Origin of the sequence: Caballeronia sp. LP006, from assembly GCF_031450995.1 — a bacterium.
Lineage (GTDB): Bacteria > Pseudomonadota > Gammaproteobacteria > Burkholderiales > Burkholderiaceae > Caballeronia.
Map to the genome: position 1 here is coordinate 1,053,067 of NZ_JARTVW010000005.1, position 14,782 is coordinate 1,067,848.

Sequence of the window (14,782 nt, forward strand, 5' to 3'; positions counted from 1 at the left end):
CGCGCGCAGTGATTCGAGAACGGGGCAGCGGGCGGCGCAAGGGCGCCGCGCGCTCACCTAATTCGGTCGGTGGCCGAAATGGCGAAGCCCGTCGCGCCGCTGCCCGCCGCGCTTGCCGGCGGCAGGCCGAAGTAGGCGCGCGCGCTGGCGACGTCCTTCGCGATGGCAACGGAAAGCGTTTCCAGGTCGACGTACTTTTCTTCGTCGCGCAGCTTCTTCAGGAATTCGACGCGCACGAGCTTGCCGTAGGCGTCGCCGTGCCAGTCGAGCACGAAGACTTCGAGCAGCACGCGGCCGGAGTCGTCGACGGTCGGGCGCAGGCCGAGACTCGCGACGGCGGGCAAGGGTTCATCGGCAAGCCCATGCACGCGCACGACGAAGATGCCGGCGAGCGCGGGCCGCTTGTGCGCAATCGGCACGTTGAGCGTGGGAAAGCCGAGATCGCGGCCAAGCTTGGCGCCATGCACGACGTGGCCGCTGATGACGTACGGACGGCCAAGCGCGAGTTGCGCGGCGTCGAGGTCGCCCGAGACGAGCGACGAACGCACCGACGACGACGAAATGCGCGCGCCGTTCGGATGCGCGACGGTTGCCATCTGCTCGACTTCGAAGCCGTGTTTTTCCCCGGCTGCCTTGAGCGATTCGAAGTCGCCCGCGCGTTTGGCGCCGTAGCGGAAGTCGTCGCCGATCATGACCCAGCGCGCGTGCAGCCCGTTCACGATGATGTCTTCGACAAACTTGTCGGGCGGCTGGCTCGCGAACGTGTGATTGAAATGCTCGACCACCACGCGATCCACGCCATTCGTGCGCAGCGCTTCGAGCTTGTCGCGCAACATGGCGATACGCGGCGGCGCGCCCGCCGGATTGAAGAATTCGCGCGGGTGAGGCTCGAAGGTCATGACGCAGACCGGCAGCCCGCGTGCGTCCGCGGCGGCGCGCACGCGCGCGAGCAACGCCTGATGACCGCGATGGACACCGTCGAAGTTGCCGATGGTCAGCGCACAAGGCGACCGGCTTTCGGCATTGGGGAGGCCGCGAAAGACTCTCACGATAGACGTTGGTGGGTGGGCAGGGCTTGCGCCGCAAAGCGTTAGATTATAAACGCTCGCACGCATCGACGGGCGCGCGCGGCCGGATGCTGCGCGCTCGTCAATCGGATTGGCACGATTTTCGCCGTCGCCGAATGATAAAATCCGCGAATGAAAAATATCGTCATTCTGATCTCCGGACGCGGGAGCAACATGGAGGCCGTCGTGCGTGCTTGCGCGCGCGAAGGCTGGCCGGCTCGGGTTCGCGCGGTCGTTTCAAACCGGCCGGATGCCGCCGGGCTTGGCTTCGCGGCCGAGAACGGCATTCAAGGCGTGGTGGTGGATCATCGCGAATTCGACTCGCGTGAAGCGTTCGATGGCGCGCTCGCGCGGGAAATCGATCGCTTCGAACCGGATTGCGTCGTGCTCGCGGGCTTCATGCGGGTTTTGACAAATGCCTTCGTCGAACGCTATTCGGGGCGCATGCTCAATGTGCATCCGTCGCTCTTGCCGAGTTTCGCGGGCTTGCGCACGCATCAGCAAGCGCTCGATGCCGGCGTGCGCGTGCACGGCGCAAGCGTGCATTTCGTGACGCCCGAGCTGGATCATGGTCCGATCGTCGCGCAAGCCGCGGTGCCGGTCTTGCCCGGCGACGACGCCGCCACGCTCGCCGAGCGCGTGCTGGCCGTCGAACATGAGATTTACCCACGCGCGGTGCGCTGGTTCGTGGAAGGGCGTCTTGCCATCGAGGGAGAGCGCGTCGCGCTTCGTTCCTCTGAGCCACAGTGGCTCTTTGCCGACATTGCCGGGGAGGGCGCATGAGGCTGCATGGATTTTTGATTGGTCAAACCGAAACGCTATTGGCGGACGTACTCCGCTTTTCAGGTCCCGCCGATGCCGCGACCAGCCGTTTTTTCCGCGCGCATCCGAAGCTCGGTCACAGCGAGCGCGGCGTGATCGCGGAGGCGGTGTTCGCCGTGCTGCGCCGGAAAATGGAGTTTTCGCATCTGGCCGAAAGCGGCAGCGGCAACCAGGCGCGGCGTCTCGCGCTGCTCGGACTGATGCAGACTGCCGGTCTCACCGCGCTCAAGCCGCACGTCTCGGCCGACGAATACCAATGGCTCGCGCAGGTATCGAAGATCGATCCCGCGAGCTTGCCGGTGCGCATACGCACGAACTTGCCGCAGTGGATCTACGAGGCCATGGCCAAGCGTTTCGACGCCGAGGAACTCGCCAAACTCGCGGCCGCGCTGAACTATCCGGCGCCGCTCGATCTGCGCACGAACCCGATCAAGGCGAGCCGCGATCTCGTTTTGAAAGCGCTGAGCGAAGCCGGCATCGACGCGGGCGAAATGCCGTTCGCGCCTTTCGGCGTCCGCGTGGACGGCAAACCCGCGCTCACGCGCCTTGCGCCGTTCCAGGAAGGTTGGGTCGAAGTGCAGGACGAGGGCAGCCAGTTGCTGTGCTCGCTGATGGCGCCGCGCCGTGGCGAGATGATCGTCGACTTCTGCGCGGGCGCGGGCGGCAAGACGCTGGCGCTCGGCGCAATGATGCGCTCGACCGGCCGTCTCTACGCGTTCGACGTCTCCGACCGGCGTCTCGCCAAACTCAAGCCGCGTCTTGCGCGCAGCGGGTTGTCGAACGTGAATCCGGTGCTGATCGACAGCGAACACGACGCGAAGATCAAGCGCCTCGCGGGCAAGATCGACCGCGTTCTCGTCGATGCTCCCTGCTCCGGCTTGGGCACGTTGCGTCGCAATCCCGACCTGAAGTGGCGGCAATCGCCCGCGACGGTTGCGGAACTCACGCCCAAGCAGCTCTCGATTCTCACGAGCGCGGCGCGCCTCGTCAAACCCGGCGGGCGTCTCGTCTACGCGACGTGCAGCATGCTCGAAGCCGAAAACGAAGGCGTGGTGAAGCAGTTCCTGGAAGCGCATCCGAACTTCCGTGTCGTGCCCGCGCGCGATGTGCTGGCGGAACAGCGCATCGACCTCGACACGGGCGAGTTCTTGTCCTTGTGGCCGCACAAGCACGGCACCGACGGCTTCTTCGCCGCCGTGCTGGAACGCGTGCCCGACGCAAAATCGCCGAAGGCTTCCGCGGCGGAAGACGAAGCGCCTTCCGAAAGCTGATGCCGAACCGCATCCTGACGCATCTTTCCGAACGCCTGTTTCGCGACTTCGGCGAACCGGAGGTGCTGTGGCAGGTTGCGGTTCTGATCGGCCTGCTGGTCGTCGCGTGGTGGTGCGCGCGGCTGTTGCGCAAGCGACTGGATGCGCGCCGCCAGTCGCGCTTCGAGGCGGTGCGTTTCGGCGCGGAGAGCCTGAACAAAGCGCTCTTTCCGCTGCTCGGCACGGTGTTCGTGACGGCCGCGCAACTGTTGCTCGCGCCGTTCATCCATACCGCGTTCTTGCGGCTCGCGCTCGTGCCGTTGTTGGGCATCACCGTCATCTATCTGATGTTCTATGTCGCGCGCCGCGTGTTCAGTCGCGACGGCACCGAGCACGAGGCGGGCGCGCTCCTCTTTCTGTTCGAAAAGCTCGTGACGACCATCGTCTGGGTCGTGATGCTCCTCACCGTAATGGGCATACAGGACGACGTCGTGCGCTGGATGGCGAGCGTGCGCTTCAATTTCGCCAACGCGCACATGACTCTGCTGTCGCTTGCATCGGGCGTGTTGTGGGTCTGCGTGACGCTGATCGTGGCGATGTGGGCCGGCGCGCTGCTCGACGACCGGCTGATGCGCTCCCGCTCACTCGACGCCAATCTCAAGGTCGTGCTCGGCCGCGTTGCGCGGGCACTGATGATCCTTGCGGCCATATTGGTGAGTCTGTCTATCGTCGGCATCGACATTACGGTGCTCGGCGTGTTCGGCGGCGCGCTCGGCGTGGGGCTCGGCTTCGGCTTGCAGAAGATCGCGAGCAACTATGTCTCGGGCTTCATCATTCTGCTCGACCGGTCACTGCGGCTTGGCGACATGATCAACGTGAGCAACTATCAGGGCACGGTCACGCAGATTCGCACGCGCTATACAGTCGTGCGCGGACTTGACGGCATCGAAACGTTGATTCCGAACGAAAAACTCATCACCGACGTGGTACAGAACCATTCGTCGTTTCTGACGCGCGGCAACGCGAAGATTGCCGTGCAGGTGAGTTATCGCTCCGACGTGGAACGCGCGATGCTGTTACTCGTGGAAGCCACGCACGATGTCGACCGCGTGCTGCAAGACCCTGCGCCCGCCGCATTGCTCGCCAGCTTTGGCGCTGACGGCATCAATCTAGAATTGAGTTTCTGGATCGAAGATGCCGCGAAGGGCACGGGCGGCGTCAAGTCGCAGGTAAATCGTCGTGTTTGGCGGTTATTCTGTGACAACGGCATTGAAATCCCCTACGCGCAACGCGAGATAAGGATTGTTGGCGACGCGCGCAATGCACCAGTCGATACGGTAGGAAATGCCGAAAGGCGCGGCGATGACGCTGCAGCGCCGGCCGGAGCCCGGGTTTGATGCTCGATCCGTTGATTTGGATCGAAAACAGGCATTAAATCGGCGCGTGAGTTTTTGCGCGTTTTGTTACCATACAAGAAATTCTACCTTTACGACAAAGACTTGGAACGCATGCAGTAGAATGCGATCGAACTTGCGCGCGTTTCTTTCATGTGCCCAACACGGTGTTCAGCGTTATTTGCACCGGCCATTTTTTCCGAATTTCACAGCTAGATAGGTAAATTGCCTTGCTGAATTCTTCTCTCGAATTTCTCGCCAACGGATTGCTCGACTTTTCTTGGTGGCAGATCATTTTGTTCACGCTCGCGATGACGCACGTCACCATCGCTGGCGTCACGATCTATCTGCATCGCTGCCAGGCGCATCGTGCGCTCGACCTGCATCCGATCGCGAGTCACTTTTTCCGTTTCTGGCTCTGGTCGACCACCGGCATGCTGACCGGCCAATGGGCGGCGATCCACCGCAAGCACCACGCGAAGTGCGAAACCGAAGAAGATCCGCACAGCCCGCAAACGCGCGGCATCTGGAAGGTGCTGCTCGAAGGCGCCGAGCTTTATCGCGTCGAAGCTAAAAACGAAGAGACCATGCGCAAGTTCAGTCACGGCACGCCGAACGACTGGCTCGAACGCAATCTCTACACGCGTTATCCGATCCTCGGCATCAGCATCATGATGGTTATCGACGTGGCGCTGTTCGGCATCGTCGGTCTGTCGGTCTGGGCCGTGCAGATGATCTGGATTCCGTTCTGGGCAGCTGGCGTGGTCAACGGTCTTGCGCACTGGTGGGGTTATCGCAACTTCAATTCGGCCGATGCCAGCACGAACATTTTCCCGCTCGGTATCCTGATCGGCGGCGAAGAGCTGCATAACAATCACCACACGTATGCCACGTCGGCGAAGCTGTCGAATAAGTGGTACGAGTTCGATATCGGCTGGCTCTATATCCGCATGTTGTCGGCCGTGGGTCTCGCCAAGGTGAAGAAGGTCGCGCCCACACCGCGTCTGGCGGACAGCAAGTCGGTGCTCGACAACGACACGCTGCAAGCCGTGCTCGCGAACCGCTACGAAGTGATGGCGCGCTACGGCAAGGCGCTCAAGCGCGCATACGCACAGGAACTGTCGAAGCTGAAGGAAGCCGGTGCGCGTGAGAAGTATCAGTTGATGCGCGGTGCGCGCAAGTGGGTCCATAAGGAAGAAGACGGTCTCGACGAGCCGCAGCGCAAGCAATTGCCGGAACTGTTCTCGGACAACCAGAAGCTGCGCACGTATATCGAAATGCGCAAGGACCTGTCGGCAATGTGGGACCGCTCCAATGCGTCGCGCGAGCAACTGCTGGTGCAATTGCAGGACTGGTGCCACCGTGCAGAAGAGAGCGGCATCAAGGCTCTGCAAGACTTCGCGATGCGCCTGCGACGCTACGCCTGATATCGCGATATCCGTTAAAATTTGATGACGTCACAAGACCCCGCTCTGGCGGGGTCTTTGTTTTTGGGCGGCGGATTTCGCGTTTTGTCGCGGCGCTGGGTTTGCAGCGTGGCCGGGCAGCGCATCGATACGAGTCAGCGCCGGCACGACACTCGCGCGGACACAGGAGACAGAAACAATGGAAGCGATCAGGAGCGTCGAATACGACCGGCCGCATGGCCTGACGTGCGGCGTAGGCGAGGCGTGGGCACGTGTTCCCAACGCGCCGTCCGCCGAAGAGAAGCGCGAATTGAAGGCGCGAATCCGTGCGCTGTTGCATCGGGAAGAGGCGGTTTTGGTGGCGCACTATTACGTGGACTCCGAGCTCCAGGAACTCGCCGATGAAACGGGCGGTTGCGTCGCCGATTCGCTCGAAATGGCCCGTTTCGGCCGCGATCACGCCGCGAAGACACTGGTCGTCGCGGGCGTGCGTTTCATGGGCGAGACATCGAAGATCCTGAGCCCCGGCAAACGCGTGTTGATGCCCGATCTGGACGCCACCTGCTCGCTCGACCTCGGCTGTCCGCCCGACGAATTCTCCGCTTTCTGCGATGCTCACCCGGACCGCACGGTCGTCGTGTATGCGAACACTAGCGCGGCCGTGAAGGCGCGCGCGGACTGGATGGTCACCTCATCGATCGGACTGGAAATCGTCGCGGATCTGCACGCACGCGGCGAGAAGATTCTGTGGGCGCCGGACCGGCATCTCGGCAACTACATCCAGAAGAAGACCGGCGCGGACATGCTCTCGTGGCAAGGTTCGTGTCTCGTGCACGACGAGTTCAAAGGCATCGAGCTGGATCTCTTGCGCGCCGAATATCCGGACGCGAAGGTTCTCGTTCATCCGGAGTCGCCGGAAGGCGTCGTGCAACTGGCGGACGTCGTCGGTTCGACCACGCAGCTGATCGATGCCGCCGTCAAGCTCGACGCAAAGCGCTTTATCGTCGCGACCGATCTCGGCATCCTGCACAAGATGCGGCTCGCGGCGCCCGGCAAAACCTTCATCGAAGCGCCGACCGCCGGCAATAGCGCCACGTGCAAGAGCTGCGCGCATTGTCCGTGGATGGCGATGAACGGCCTCGCCAATCTCGCCGATGTCCTCGAGCGCGGCCACAACGAGATTCACGTCGATGCGGCTATTGCCGGGCGCGCGCGCGTGCCGATCGACCGCATGCTCGACTTCGCCGCGCGTCACAAGAAGCGTGTGCAGGCGAGCGGCGATCTCGCGAAGGATCAAACGTTGTTCTCGAACGTGGGGCCCGCATGACGAACCACTCGCCTTTATTCGCGGAGATCCGCGCGCAGTACGGCGAAGCGTTCGATGCCGCGCTCGCCCGCAATGTCGCCGATGCGCTCGCCGAGGATATCGGCAGCGGCGATCATACGGGGCGTCTCGTGCCAGCAGACACACGTCGCACGGCGCGCATCATCGTGCGGGAAGAGGCGGTGCTGTGCGGCGCGCCGTGGTTCGACGAGGTGATGCGTCGCGTCGATCCGAGCATCGAAGTCGAATGGCGGTATCGCGAAGGCGAGCGCATGACGGCGAATACGCCGGTCGTCTTGCTGCGCGGCCAGGCGCGTTCGCTTCTGACCGCCGAGCGCAACGGCCTCAATTTCCTGCAATTGCTGTCGGGCGTGGCAACGGCGACGCGCCGTTATGTCGATGCCATCGAAGGCACGCGGGCGCGCATCCTCGACACGCGCAAGACGCTGCCCGGCTTGCGGCTCGCGCAGAAGTACGCGGTGCGCGTGGGTGGCGGCGCCAATCAGCGGCTCGCGCTCTATGACGGCATTCTGATCAAGGAAAATCACATCGCGGCGGCGGGCGGCGTCGGCGCTGCAATGGACGCCGCGCTCGCGCTCGACGCAGGCGTGCCCGTTCAGATCGAAGTGGAAACGCTGGCGCAGCTTGAAACCGCGTTGGCGCATCGCGCGGAATCTGTGTTGCTCGACAACTTCACGCTCGACGCCATGCGCGAAGCCGTGCGCGTGACGGCGGGAAGGGCGCTGCTCGAAGTCTCGGGCGGCGTGAATTTCGAGACCGTGCGGGCGATTGCGGAGACGGGCGTGGACCGCGTCTCTATCGGCGCATTGACGAAGGACGTGCGGGCAACGGATTTTTCTATGCGCTTGATCGAAGAGTAAGCTTGCTGCGCGTCGACATCTAAACCGCGCGCCGCCTCGCCGCCGGCGGCATCAACACAGTCGGAAGCGCTTTCGGCAAAGTCGCCGGCCAGTCGCGACTGAAGTGCAGCCCGCGGCTCTCGCGTCGCGAGCACGCGCTTTCCACGATCAGCGACGCCACATCCACGAGATTGCGCAGTTCCAGCAAATCGCGGCTGACCTTGAAGTTCGCGTAGTACTCGTGGATTTCGTCGCGCAAAAGCGCAAGCCGGTGCTGCGCGCGAGCCAGCCGCTTGTCCGTGCGCACGATGCCCACGTAATTCCACATCAGCCGCCGCAACTCGTCCCAGTTGTGCGCGACGACGACTTCTTCGTCCGGATCGGAAACGCGGCTTTCGTCCCAGTCGGGCAGCGGCGCATGGCAGCCCGCTGAATAACCTTCCGTCTCGATCGCCTCGGCCGTCGCGCGCCCGACCACCAGACATTCGAGCAGCGAGTTGCTGGCGAGCCGGTTCGCGCCATGCAGACCTGTGTACGACGTCTCGCCGACCGCATAAAGTCCCGCGCGATCCGTGCGGCCCGCGAGGTCCGTCACGACGCCGCCGCAGGTGTAATGCGCGGCGGGCACGACGGGAATCGGCTCCTTCGCGATATCGATGCCGAATTCGCGGCAACGCGCGAGGATCGTCGGGAAATGTTCTTCGAGAAACGCGCGCGGCTGATGGCTGATGTCGAGATAGACGCAATCGATGCCGCGCTTCTTGATTTCGAAGTCGATGGCGCGCGCGACGATGTCGCGTGGCGCGAGTTCGGCGCGTTCGTCGTGCGCGGGCATGAAGCGTGTGCCGTCGGGCAGACGCAGTACGCCGCCTTCGCCGCGCACGGCCTCGGAGATCAGGAACGACTTGGCGTATGGATGGAACAGGCAAGTCGGATGAAACTGGATGAACTCCATGTTGGCGACGCGGCAGCCCGCGCGCCACGCCATCGCGATGCCGTCGCCGGTGGCCGTGTCGGGGTTCGTCGTGTACAGATAAACCTTGCCCGCGCCGCCCGTGGCGAGCACGGTGTGCGGCGCTTGAATCGTCACGGTTCGTCCGCTCGCGAGATCCAGCGCGTAGAGACCATGACAGCGGTGCCCCGGCAAGCCGAGCCGGTCGGACGTGATCAGATCTATCGCGGTATGGTCTTCGAGAACCGTGATGTTCGGATGATTGCGCACGCGCTCGTTGAGCGTCGTGACGACTGCGTGGCCGGTGGCATCCGCGGCATGAATGATCCGCCGATGGCTATGGCCGCCTTCGCGCGTCAGATGGAAGCCGAGTTCCGCGGAGACATCGCGCGTGAAGGGCACGCCTTCCGCGATCAGCCATTCGATTGCCGCGCGCCCGTTTTCGACGATGAAGCGCGTCGCCGCTTCGTCGCAAAGTCCGGCGCCCGCGACGAGCGTATCGCGCACGTGATTGTCGATGCTGTCCGCCGAATCCAGCACGGCCGCGATGCCGCCTTGCGCCCAGTCGCTCGCGCCGACGCTCACCGCGCGCTTGGCGATGATCGCGACGCGCCGCGTTTCGGCCAGGTTCAACGCCACGCTCAAGCCTGCGAGCCCGCTTCCCACGATCGCTACATCGAAATTCATGCTGCTCGATCTCCGTCTATGTGCTTTTTATGACTGCAAGCCGGCAAGCATAACGCGCTCGCCACCCAACCGGCACGGATAACCCGCGCGCGAACGTGTGAAAGCGAAAGAAGAAAAATCGCGCGCACAAACAAAAAGCCCCGCGTGTGCGGGGCTTCTCGTGTCTTTGTCAGGCTCTCAATATCAAGCGCTTACTTGATCTTGGTTTCCTTGTACTCAACGTGCTTGCGGACGACGGGATCGAACTTCTTGATCAGCATCTTTTCCGGCATGTTGCGTTTGTTCTTGGTCGTCGTGTAGAAGTGACCCGTACCTGCGGTCGATTCCAGCTTGATCTTGTCGCGTGCGCCCTTGGCCATGTGCGTGCTCCTTAGATTTCACCGCGTGCGCGCAGGTCTGCGAGCACGGCGTCAATACCGTTCTTGTCGATCAGGCGCAGGCCGGCGTTCGAGACGCGCAGACGCACCCAGCGGTTTTCGCTTTCAACGAAGAAACGGCGGTTCTGCAGGTTCGGCAGGAAACGGCGCTTGGTCTTGTTGTTTGCGTGGGAAACGTTGTTGCCCGACATCGGGCCTTTCCCAGTTACTTGGCATACGCGTGCCATGAGGACACTCCTAAAACACGTTGAGTCCGGAAGTCAAACGCTCGATTTTGGGGGAATCCCGCAATCGATACCTCAAATTCGCCCGATTGCCTTGAACGGGGAGTTGGCAGCACGGTTATGCCAATGAGGACGACGTAAGCCCGAAACAGGTGGGTTGAGAAAACGAATCGTGGATTCTAGCAGGAAAAACGTAGCAATATCAAGCCCGTTCGTCCTTATCGTAGTCAACCTCGGCTGCTTCGGGTCAAATCTAAAGCCAGCCCTCACGCGCAAAAGAAAAAATCTCATTGCCCGCGACCACCATGTGATCGAGCAATTTCACGTCGATGAGATTCAGCGCATCTTGCAGCGTGCGGGTGAGCTTCTTGTCGTTCGCGCTAGGCTCCACGCCGCCAGACGGATGATTATGCGCCACGATCAGCCCCGCCGCGTTCAGATGCAAGGCACGCTTCACGATCTCGCGCGGATACACCGCCACCCGCGTGAGCGAGCCGCTCGCTTCCACGTGCGCATCGATCAGTTGATGCCGCGCATCGAGATAGATACATAGGAAAAGTTCGTTGGGCTGAGTGCCGATTCTCAGGCGCAGAAAGTCTTCCACCGCGCCCGGCGAGTTCAGCAGCATGCGTTCGCGCGCCTTCTCGATGAGCGCCCGTCGACACAGTTCCGACACGGCCAAAAGCGTAGCCGCGCGCGCCTCGCCGACGCCGCGCTCTTCCTGGAGCTGAAGCGCGGACGCGTCGAGCACGCCGCGAATCGAGCCAAAGCGCCGCAGCAGCGCACGCGCCACATCGACTGCCGTTTTGCCCGGCAATCCTGTGCGCAAAAATACGGCGAGCAACGCGGCGTCGCTCAACGAGTCGCCGCCGGACTGCAACAGACGCTCGCGCGGCTTGTCCGTCTTGTCCCACTGGGAAATTGGCAGAACGGAAACGGGCTGCGGCAGCGCGGGGCCGGCTTCCATTTCACGCATCAGAATCTCAAAATTGGCGGACATTCCTTCCCCTGAGGCCATCTTAAGGCTGTATTTTTGCGAGATACACCGCACTTACGCCGCTCGAGCGAAGCGCGGCGCTTCCCAACTCTGTCTTACAATAGCGGTTTCGGCGCGCGCTCCGCCCCGCCACGCGGCCCGAAGTATCGCGCCAGGCGCACGTCCCGCTTCCGACTGAACCGTCACAGCCAATACTCATGAGCATCATCGATATCTCCGAGGTGAAACCCGGTTCGCATGTCACGCTTCATTACCGGCTCGCACTGGCCGATGGCGCCGACATCGTCAACACGTTCACCGACAAGCCCGCGACCCTCCTGCTCGGCGCAGGCCAACTCGCGCCGCCACTGGAAGAGATTCTGCTGGGAATGAAGGTCGGCCACCATTCGACCTTTCAGCTAACGCCGGAGCAAGCGTTCGGGCCGCGCAATCCGGAGCTCGTGCAGCGCGTGTCGCTCGCGACGCTGCGCGAAAACAGCATGATTGGTGAGGATTTTTCTCCCGGCGATCTCGTCGAATTCAACGCGCCCAACGGTGGGCGCTACGCGGGCGTGCTCAAGGAAGTGGGCGAGACGTCGGCGCTTTTCGACTTCAATCACCCGCTCGCCGGCCAGTCGCTGGCCTTCGAAGTGAAAATCATCGGAATTCTGTAGCCATGAGCCTGACTGAAAGCCTCAACGAGATCGATACCGACGTCGAGATCCTGCTCGCGCAGCCGCGCGGCTTTTGCGCCGGCGTGGATCGCGCGATCGAGATCGTCGAGCGGGCCATCAAGCTGTTCGGCGCGCCCATCTACGTGCGGCATGAAATCGTCCACAACGCCTACGTGGTGTCGGACCTGCGCAAGAAGGGCGCCATTTTCATCGAGGAACTGGACGACGTGCCCGAAGGCGCCACGCTTATCTTCAGCGCGCACGGCGTGTCGAAAGCGGTGCGCGGCGAAGCCGAAGCGCGCGGTTTGCGCGTGTTCGACGCCACGTGTCCGCTCGTGACCAAGGTGCACATGGAAGTCGCGAAAATGCGCCAGGAAGGCTTCGACATCGTGATGATCGGCCACAAAGGCCATCCGGAAGTCGAAGGCACGATGGGCCAGTCGGGCGAGGGCATGCATCTCGTCGAGGATATCGAAGACGTCCTGAAGCTCGATCTGCCCAATCCTGACCGCATTGCCTATGTCACGCAGACAACCCTGTCCGTCGACGACGCCTTCGCCATCATCGACGCGTTGAAGACCAAGTATCCGGCCATCAAGGAGCCGAAGAAGCAGGACATCTGCTACGCGACGCAAAACCGTCAGGACGCGGTGAAGTTCCTCGCGCCGCAATGCGACGTGGTGATCGTCGTAGGCAGCCCGAACAGTTCGAATTCGAGCCGTCTGCGCGAAGTGGCCGAGAAGCGCGGAATCCCGGCCTATATGGTCGATTCGCCGACGCAGATCGATCCGCGCTGGGTGGAAGGCAAGAAGCGTATCGGCGTGACGGCGGGCGCATCGGCGCCGGAAGTGCTCGCGCAGGCGGTAATCGCCCGTTTGCGTGAGCTCGGTGTGCGCAATGTGCGTTCGCTCGAGGGAATCGAGGAAACCATCGCGTTTCCGCTGCCGCGCGGGCTGACCTTGCCGCAATGAGTTAGATAGTTCTTTCGAAAAAAGCGCCTACGGGCGCTTTTTTTCGTTCTGTGTGGACGCTTTCGCTCAAGAACGGAACTACTCGGGCCGAGATAAGACCCAAGCGGTAAGCACTATTTTGGGGCGACTTTTGTTCGGTAAGAATTTAAGGGTTTCCCCTCGCTGCAAAGGCGCAGACGTCAACGCTTAAACGCGCCGAATAAACCCGTTCCCGTTATGGTGCAACTGCTGCACAAAAACGAATCGCAACCCGGTTGCGACTTGCGCGGAAAATCGTCAAAAAAAACGGGTTGCAATGCTGGAAAACCCCGCCACACAAGAATATTGCTCGTCTCATATTTAGCGTTACAATGCGCCCGTCTTGGGCTCGGAGGGGTCTCTCGGCAACGGTTTTGAAAGGCGCAGGAGACCTATTTGATGCGATTCAAGTTTGCTTACGCCGTGTCCATCGCGGCTGCGGTTGCAATGGCAACAGCATGCGGCAAGAAGGGCGAAGGCGAAGCGAGCGCACCTGTAGCGGCGGCGAGCGCGGTGTCCGCACCTGCCGCAGCGTCGGCCGCGGCAGCCCCCGCCGCGAGCGAAGCAATGGTCGTCAAAATTGGTCACGCCGCGCCGCTTACCGGATTGCAGGCACATCTCGGCCGGGACAATGAAAACGGCGCGCGACTCGCACTCGAAGAGATCAGCGCGCAGGGTTTGACGATCGACGGGCGCTCCATTCGCCTCGAACTCGACAGCCAGGACGATGCAGCCGATCCGCGCGTGGGCACCGAAGCCGCGCAGCGTCTAGTCGACGACCATGTGGTCGCGGTGATCGGCCACATGAACTCCGGCGTGTCGATTCCGGCTTCGAAGATTTACAGCGATGCGGGCATCGCGCAAATTTCGCCGTCGACGACCAATCCCGAATACACGAAGCAAGGCTACAAGACGACGTTTCGCGTCGTGGCGACCGACGCGCTGCAAGGCCCCGTGCTGGCCAATTACGCGATCAAGACGCTGCACGCGAAGAGAATCGTGGTGGTCGACGACGCCAGCGCCTACGGCCGCGGCCTTGCCGATGAATTCTCGAAGACGGCGCAGGCCGGCGGCGCGAAGCTTGCCGCCCGGGAAGCCACGAGCGAAAAGGCGCGCAACTTCAAGGCGATCCTCACGAAAATCAAACGCATCCAGCCGGATGTCGTGATGTACGGCGGCATGGACGTAACGGGCGGGCCATTCGCGAAGGAAGCGGCGGCGCTCGGCATCAAGGCGAAGATTCTGGCGGGCGACGGAGTCTGCACCGGCAAGCTCGTGGAACTTGCGGGCGACGCCGTACAGAACATCGTCTGCTCGGAAGCGGGGCTCGCGCTTTCGAAGATGGATAAGGGCGCCGACTTCGCGCAGAAGTACGAAGCGCGCTTTCATGCGCCGGTCCAGATTTATGCGCCGTTCACGTACGACGCGATGTACGTGATCGTCGATGCCATGAAGCGCGCCAATTCAATCGAAGCGCCCAAGGTGCTCGCGGCGATCGCCACGACGGACTTCAACGGTCTGACCGGGCATATCGCATTCGACGACAAGGGCGACCTCAAGGCGGGCGCCATCACGCTCTACGAGTTCAAGGACAAAAGGAAGGACGTGCTGGACGTAGTCAAGCAGTAAGCGAGATGTGTGAAAGCGGCGTCGCGCGTTGAGCGCCGTTCTCATGGCTTCGTGGCAGTGGATGGGAGTAAGACTTCCGTGAAAACCGTTCGGAGACGTTTGCAGCCAGATCCGGCAGCAGGCGGGACCCGGGCGATTAACCTTACCGGTT

Annotated in this window: 14 protein-coding genes; 9 read left to right on the forward strand and 5 right to left on the reverse strand. The window is 62.3% G+C overall.

The genetic code is table 11. The features are described from left to right. Positions 1-53: 53 nt before the first annotated feature. A complete protein-coding gene (locus tag P9250_RS21545) occupies positions 54-1,049 on the reverse strand; it encodes a bifunctional riboflavin kinase/FAD synthetase (protein WP_250463459.1) in 996 nt (331 codons plus the stop codon). Between the two features lie 150 nt (positions 1,050-1,199). On the opposite strand from P9250_RS21545, the gene purN reads away from it, so the two are divergent. From purN to nadC, 6 genes are all read left to right on the forward strand, one after another. Then, a complete protein-coding gene (gene purN, locus P9250_RS21550; protein WP_250463462.1) occupies positions 1,200-1,850 on the forward strand; it encodes a phosphoribosylglycinamide formyltransferase in 651 nt (216 codons plus the stop codon). Next, positions 1,847-3,160 (forward strand): RsmB/NOP family class I SAM-dependent RNA methyltransferase, encoded by a 1,314-nt coding sequence (locus P9250_RS21555; RefSeq protein WP_310395083.1) that lies wholly within the window; start codon positions 1,847-1,849, stop codon positions 3,158-3,160. Before purN ends, P9250_RS21555 begins: the two co-directional genes overlap by 4 nt. Next, positions 3,160-4,536 carry a mechanosensitive ion channel domain-containing protein gene (locus P9250_RS21560; protein ID WP_310395085.1) on the forward strand — a complete coding sequence of 459 codons (1,377 nt, stop codon included), beginning with the start codon at positions 3,160-3,162 and terminating at the stop codon, positions 4,534-4,536. Before P9250_RS21555 ends, P9250_RS21560 begins: the two co-directional genes overlap by 1 nt. 227 nt (positions 4,537-4,763) lie before the next feature. Beyond that, entirely contained in the window at positions 4,764-5,960 is a 1,197-nt protein-coding gene (locus P9250_RS21565) for an acyl-CoA desaturase (RefSeq protein ID WP_244827223.1), read from the forward strand. A 178-nt stretch (positions 5,961-6,138) separates the two neighbouring features. Next, complete coding sequence (gene nadA / locus P9250_RS21570) at positions 6,139-7,266, forward strand: quinolinate synthase NadA (protein ID WP_250463466.1); 1,128 nt, start codon at positions 6,139-6,141, stop codon at positions 7,264-7,266. Beyond that, positions 7,263-8,144: a carboxylating nicotinate-nucleotide diphosphorylase gene (gene nadC, locus P9250_RS21575; RefSeq protein ID WP_244827225.1), complete on the forward strand. Its 882-nt coding sequence runs from the start codon at positions 7,263-7,265 to the stop codon at positions 8,142-8,144. Before nadA ends, nadC begins: the two co-directional genes overlap by 4 nt. A 19-nt stretch (positions 8,145-8,163) precedes the next feature. Here nadC and nadB read toward each other — a convergent pair whose 3' ends face one another. The 4 genes from nadB to radC form a co-directional block, all read right to left on the reverse strand. Next, positions 8,164-9,762, reverse strand: coding sequence for an L-aspartate oxidase (nadB, locus tag P9250_RS21580; RefSeq protein ID WP_250491898.1), 1,599 nt, complete (start codon positions 9,760-9,762; stop codon positions 8,164-8,166). A 191-nt stretch (positions 9,763-9,953) separates the two neighbouring features. Beyond that, positions 9,954-10,121: a 50S ribosomal protein L33 gene (rpmG, locus tag P9250_RS21585; RefSeq protein ID WP_007180630.1), complete on the reverse strand. Its 168-nt coding sequence runs from the start codon at positions 10,119-10,121 to the stop codon at positions 9,954-9,956. 11 nt (positions 10,122-10,132) lie between these two features. Then, positions 10,133-10,366: a 50S ribosomal protein L28 gene (gene rpmB, locus P9250_RS21590; RefSeq protein ID WP_008351171.1), complete on the reverse strand. Its 234-nt coding sequence runs from the start codon at positions 10,364-10,366 to the stop codon at positions 10,133-10,135. A gap of 250 nt (positions 10,367-10,616) precedes the next feature. After that, complete coding sequence (gene radC / locus P9250_RS21595; protein ID WP_250463474.1) at positions 10,617-11,363, reverse strand: RadC family protein; 747 nt, start codon at positions 11,361-11,363, stop codon at positions 10,617-10,619. Positions 11,364-11,557: 194 nt separating this feature from the next. On the opposite strand from radC, the gene P9250_RS21600 reads away from it, so the two are divergent. The 3 genes from P9250_RS21600 (at position 11,558) to P9250_RS21610 (ending at position 14,631) form a co-directional block, all read left to right on the forward strand. Then, positions 11,558-12,013: a peptidylprolyl isomerase gene (locus P9250_RS21600; protein ID WP_244827228.1), complete on the forward strand. Its 456-nt coding sequence runs from the start codon at positions 11,558-11,560 to the stop codon at positions 12,011-12,013. A gap of 2 nt (positions 12,014-12,015) precedes the next feature. Further along, entirely contained in the window at positions 12,016-12,984 is a 969-nt protein-coding gene (gene ispH / locus P9250_RS21605) for a 4-hydroxy-3-methylbut-2-enyl diphosphate reductase (protein ID WP_244827229.1), read from the forward strand. Positions 12,985-13,401: 417 nt separating this feature from the next. After that, complete coding sequence (locus P9250_RS21610; RefSeq protein WP_250525485.1) at positions 13,402-14,631, forward strand: branched-chain amino acid ABC transporter substrate-binding protein; 1,230 nt, start codon at positions 13,402-13,404, stop codon at positions 14,629-14,631. The last annotated feature ends 151 nt before the right edge of the window (positions 14,632-14,782 follow it).

Coding starts and splice junctions, on each gene's coding strand:
- purN (WP_250463462.1), top strand. CDS start 1,200: ATGAAAAATATCGTCATTCTGATCTCCGGACGCGGGAGCAACATGGAG.
- P9250_RS21555 (WP_310395083.1), top strand. CDS start 1,847: ATGAGGCTGCATGGATTTTTGATTGGTCAAACCGAAACGCTATTGGCG.
- P9250_RS21560 (WP_310395085.1), top strand. CDS start 3,160: ATGCCGAACCGCATCCTGACGCATCTTTCCGAACGCCTGTTTCGCGAC.
- nadA (WP_250463466.1), top strand. CDS start 6,139: ATGGAAGCGATCAGGAGCGTCGAATACGACCGGCCGCATGGCCTGACG.
- nadC (WP_244827225.1), top strand. CDS start 7,263: ATGACGAACCACTCGCCTTTATTCGCGGAGATCCGCGCGCAGTACGGC.
- nadB (WP_250491898.1), bottom strand. CDS start 9,762: ATGAATTTCGATGTAGCGATCGTGGGAAGCGGGCTCGCAGGCTTGAGC.
- rpmG (WP_007180630.1), bottom strand. CDS start 10,121: ATGGCCAAGGGCGCACGCGACAAGATCAAGCTGGAATCGACCGCAGGT.
- rpmB (WP_008351171.1), bottom strand. CDS start 10,366: ATGGCACGCGTATGCCAAGTAACTGGGAAAGGCCCGATGTCGGGCAAC.
- radC (WP_250463474.1), bottom strand. CDS start 11,363: ATGTCCGCCAATTTTGAGATTCTGATGCGTGAAATGGAAGCCGGCCCC.
- P9250_RS21600 (WP_244827228.1), top strand. CDS start 11,558: ATGAGCATCATCGATATCTCCGAGGTGAAACCCGGTTCGCATGTCACG.
- ispH (WP_244827229.1), top strand. CDS start 12,016: ATGAGCCTGACTGAAAGCCTCAACGAGATCGATACCGACGTCGAGATC.
- P9250_RS21610 (WP_250525485.1), top strand. CDS start 13,402: ATGCGATTCAAGTTTGCTTACGCCGTGTCCATCGCGGCTGCGGTTGCA.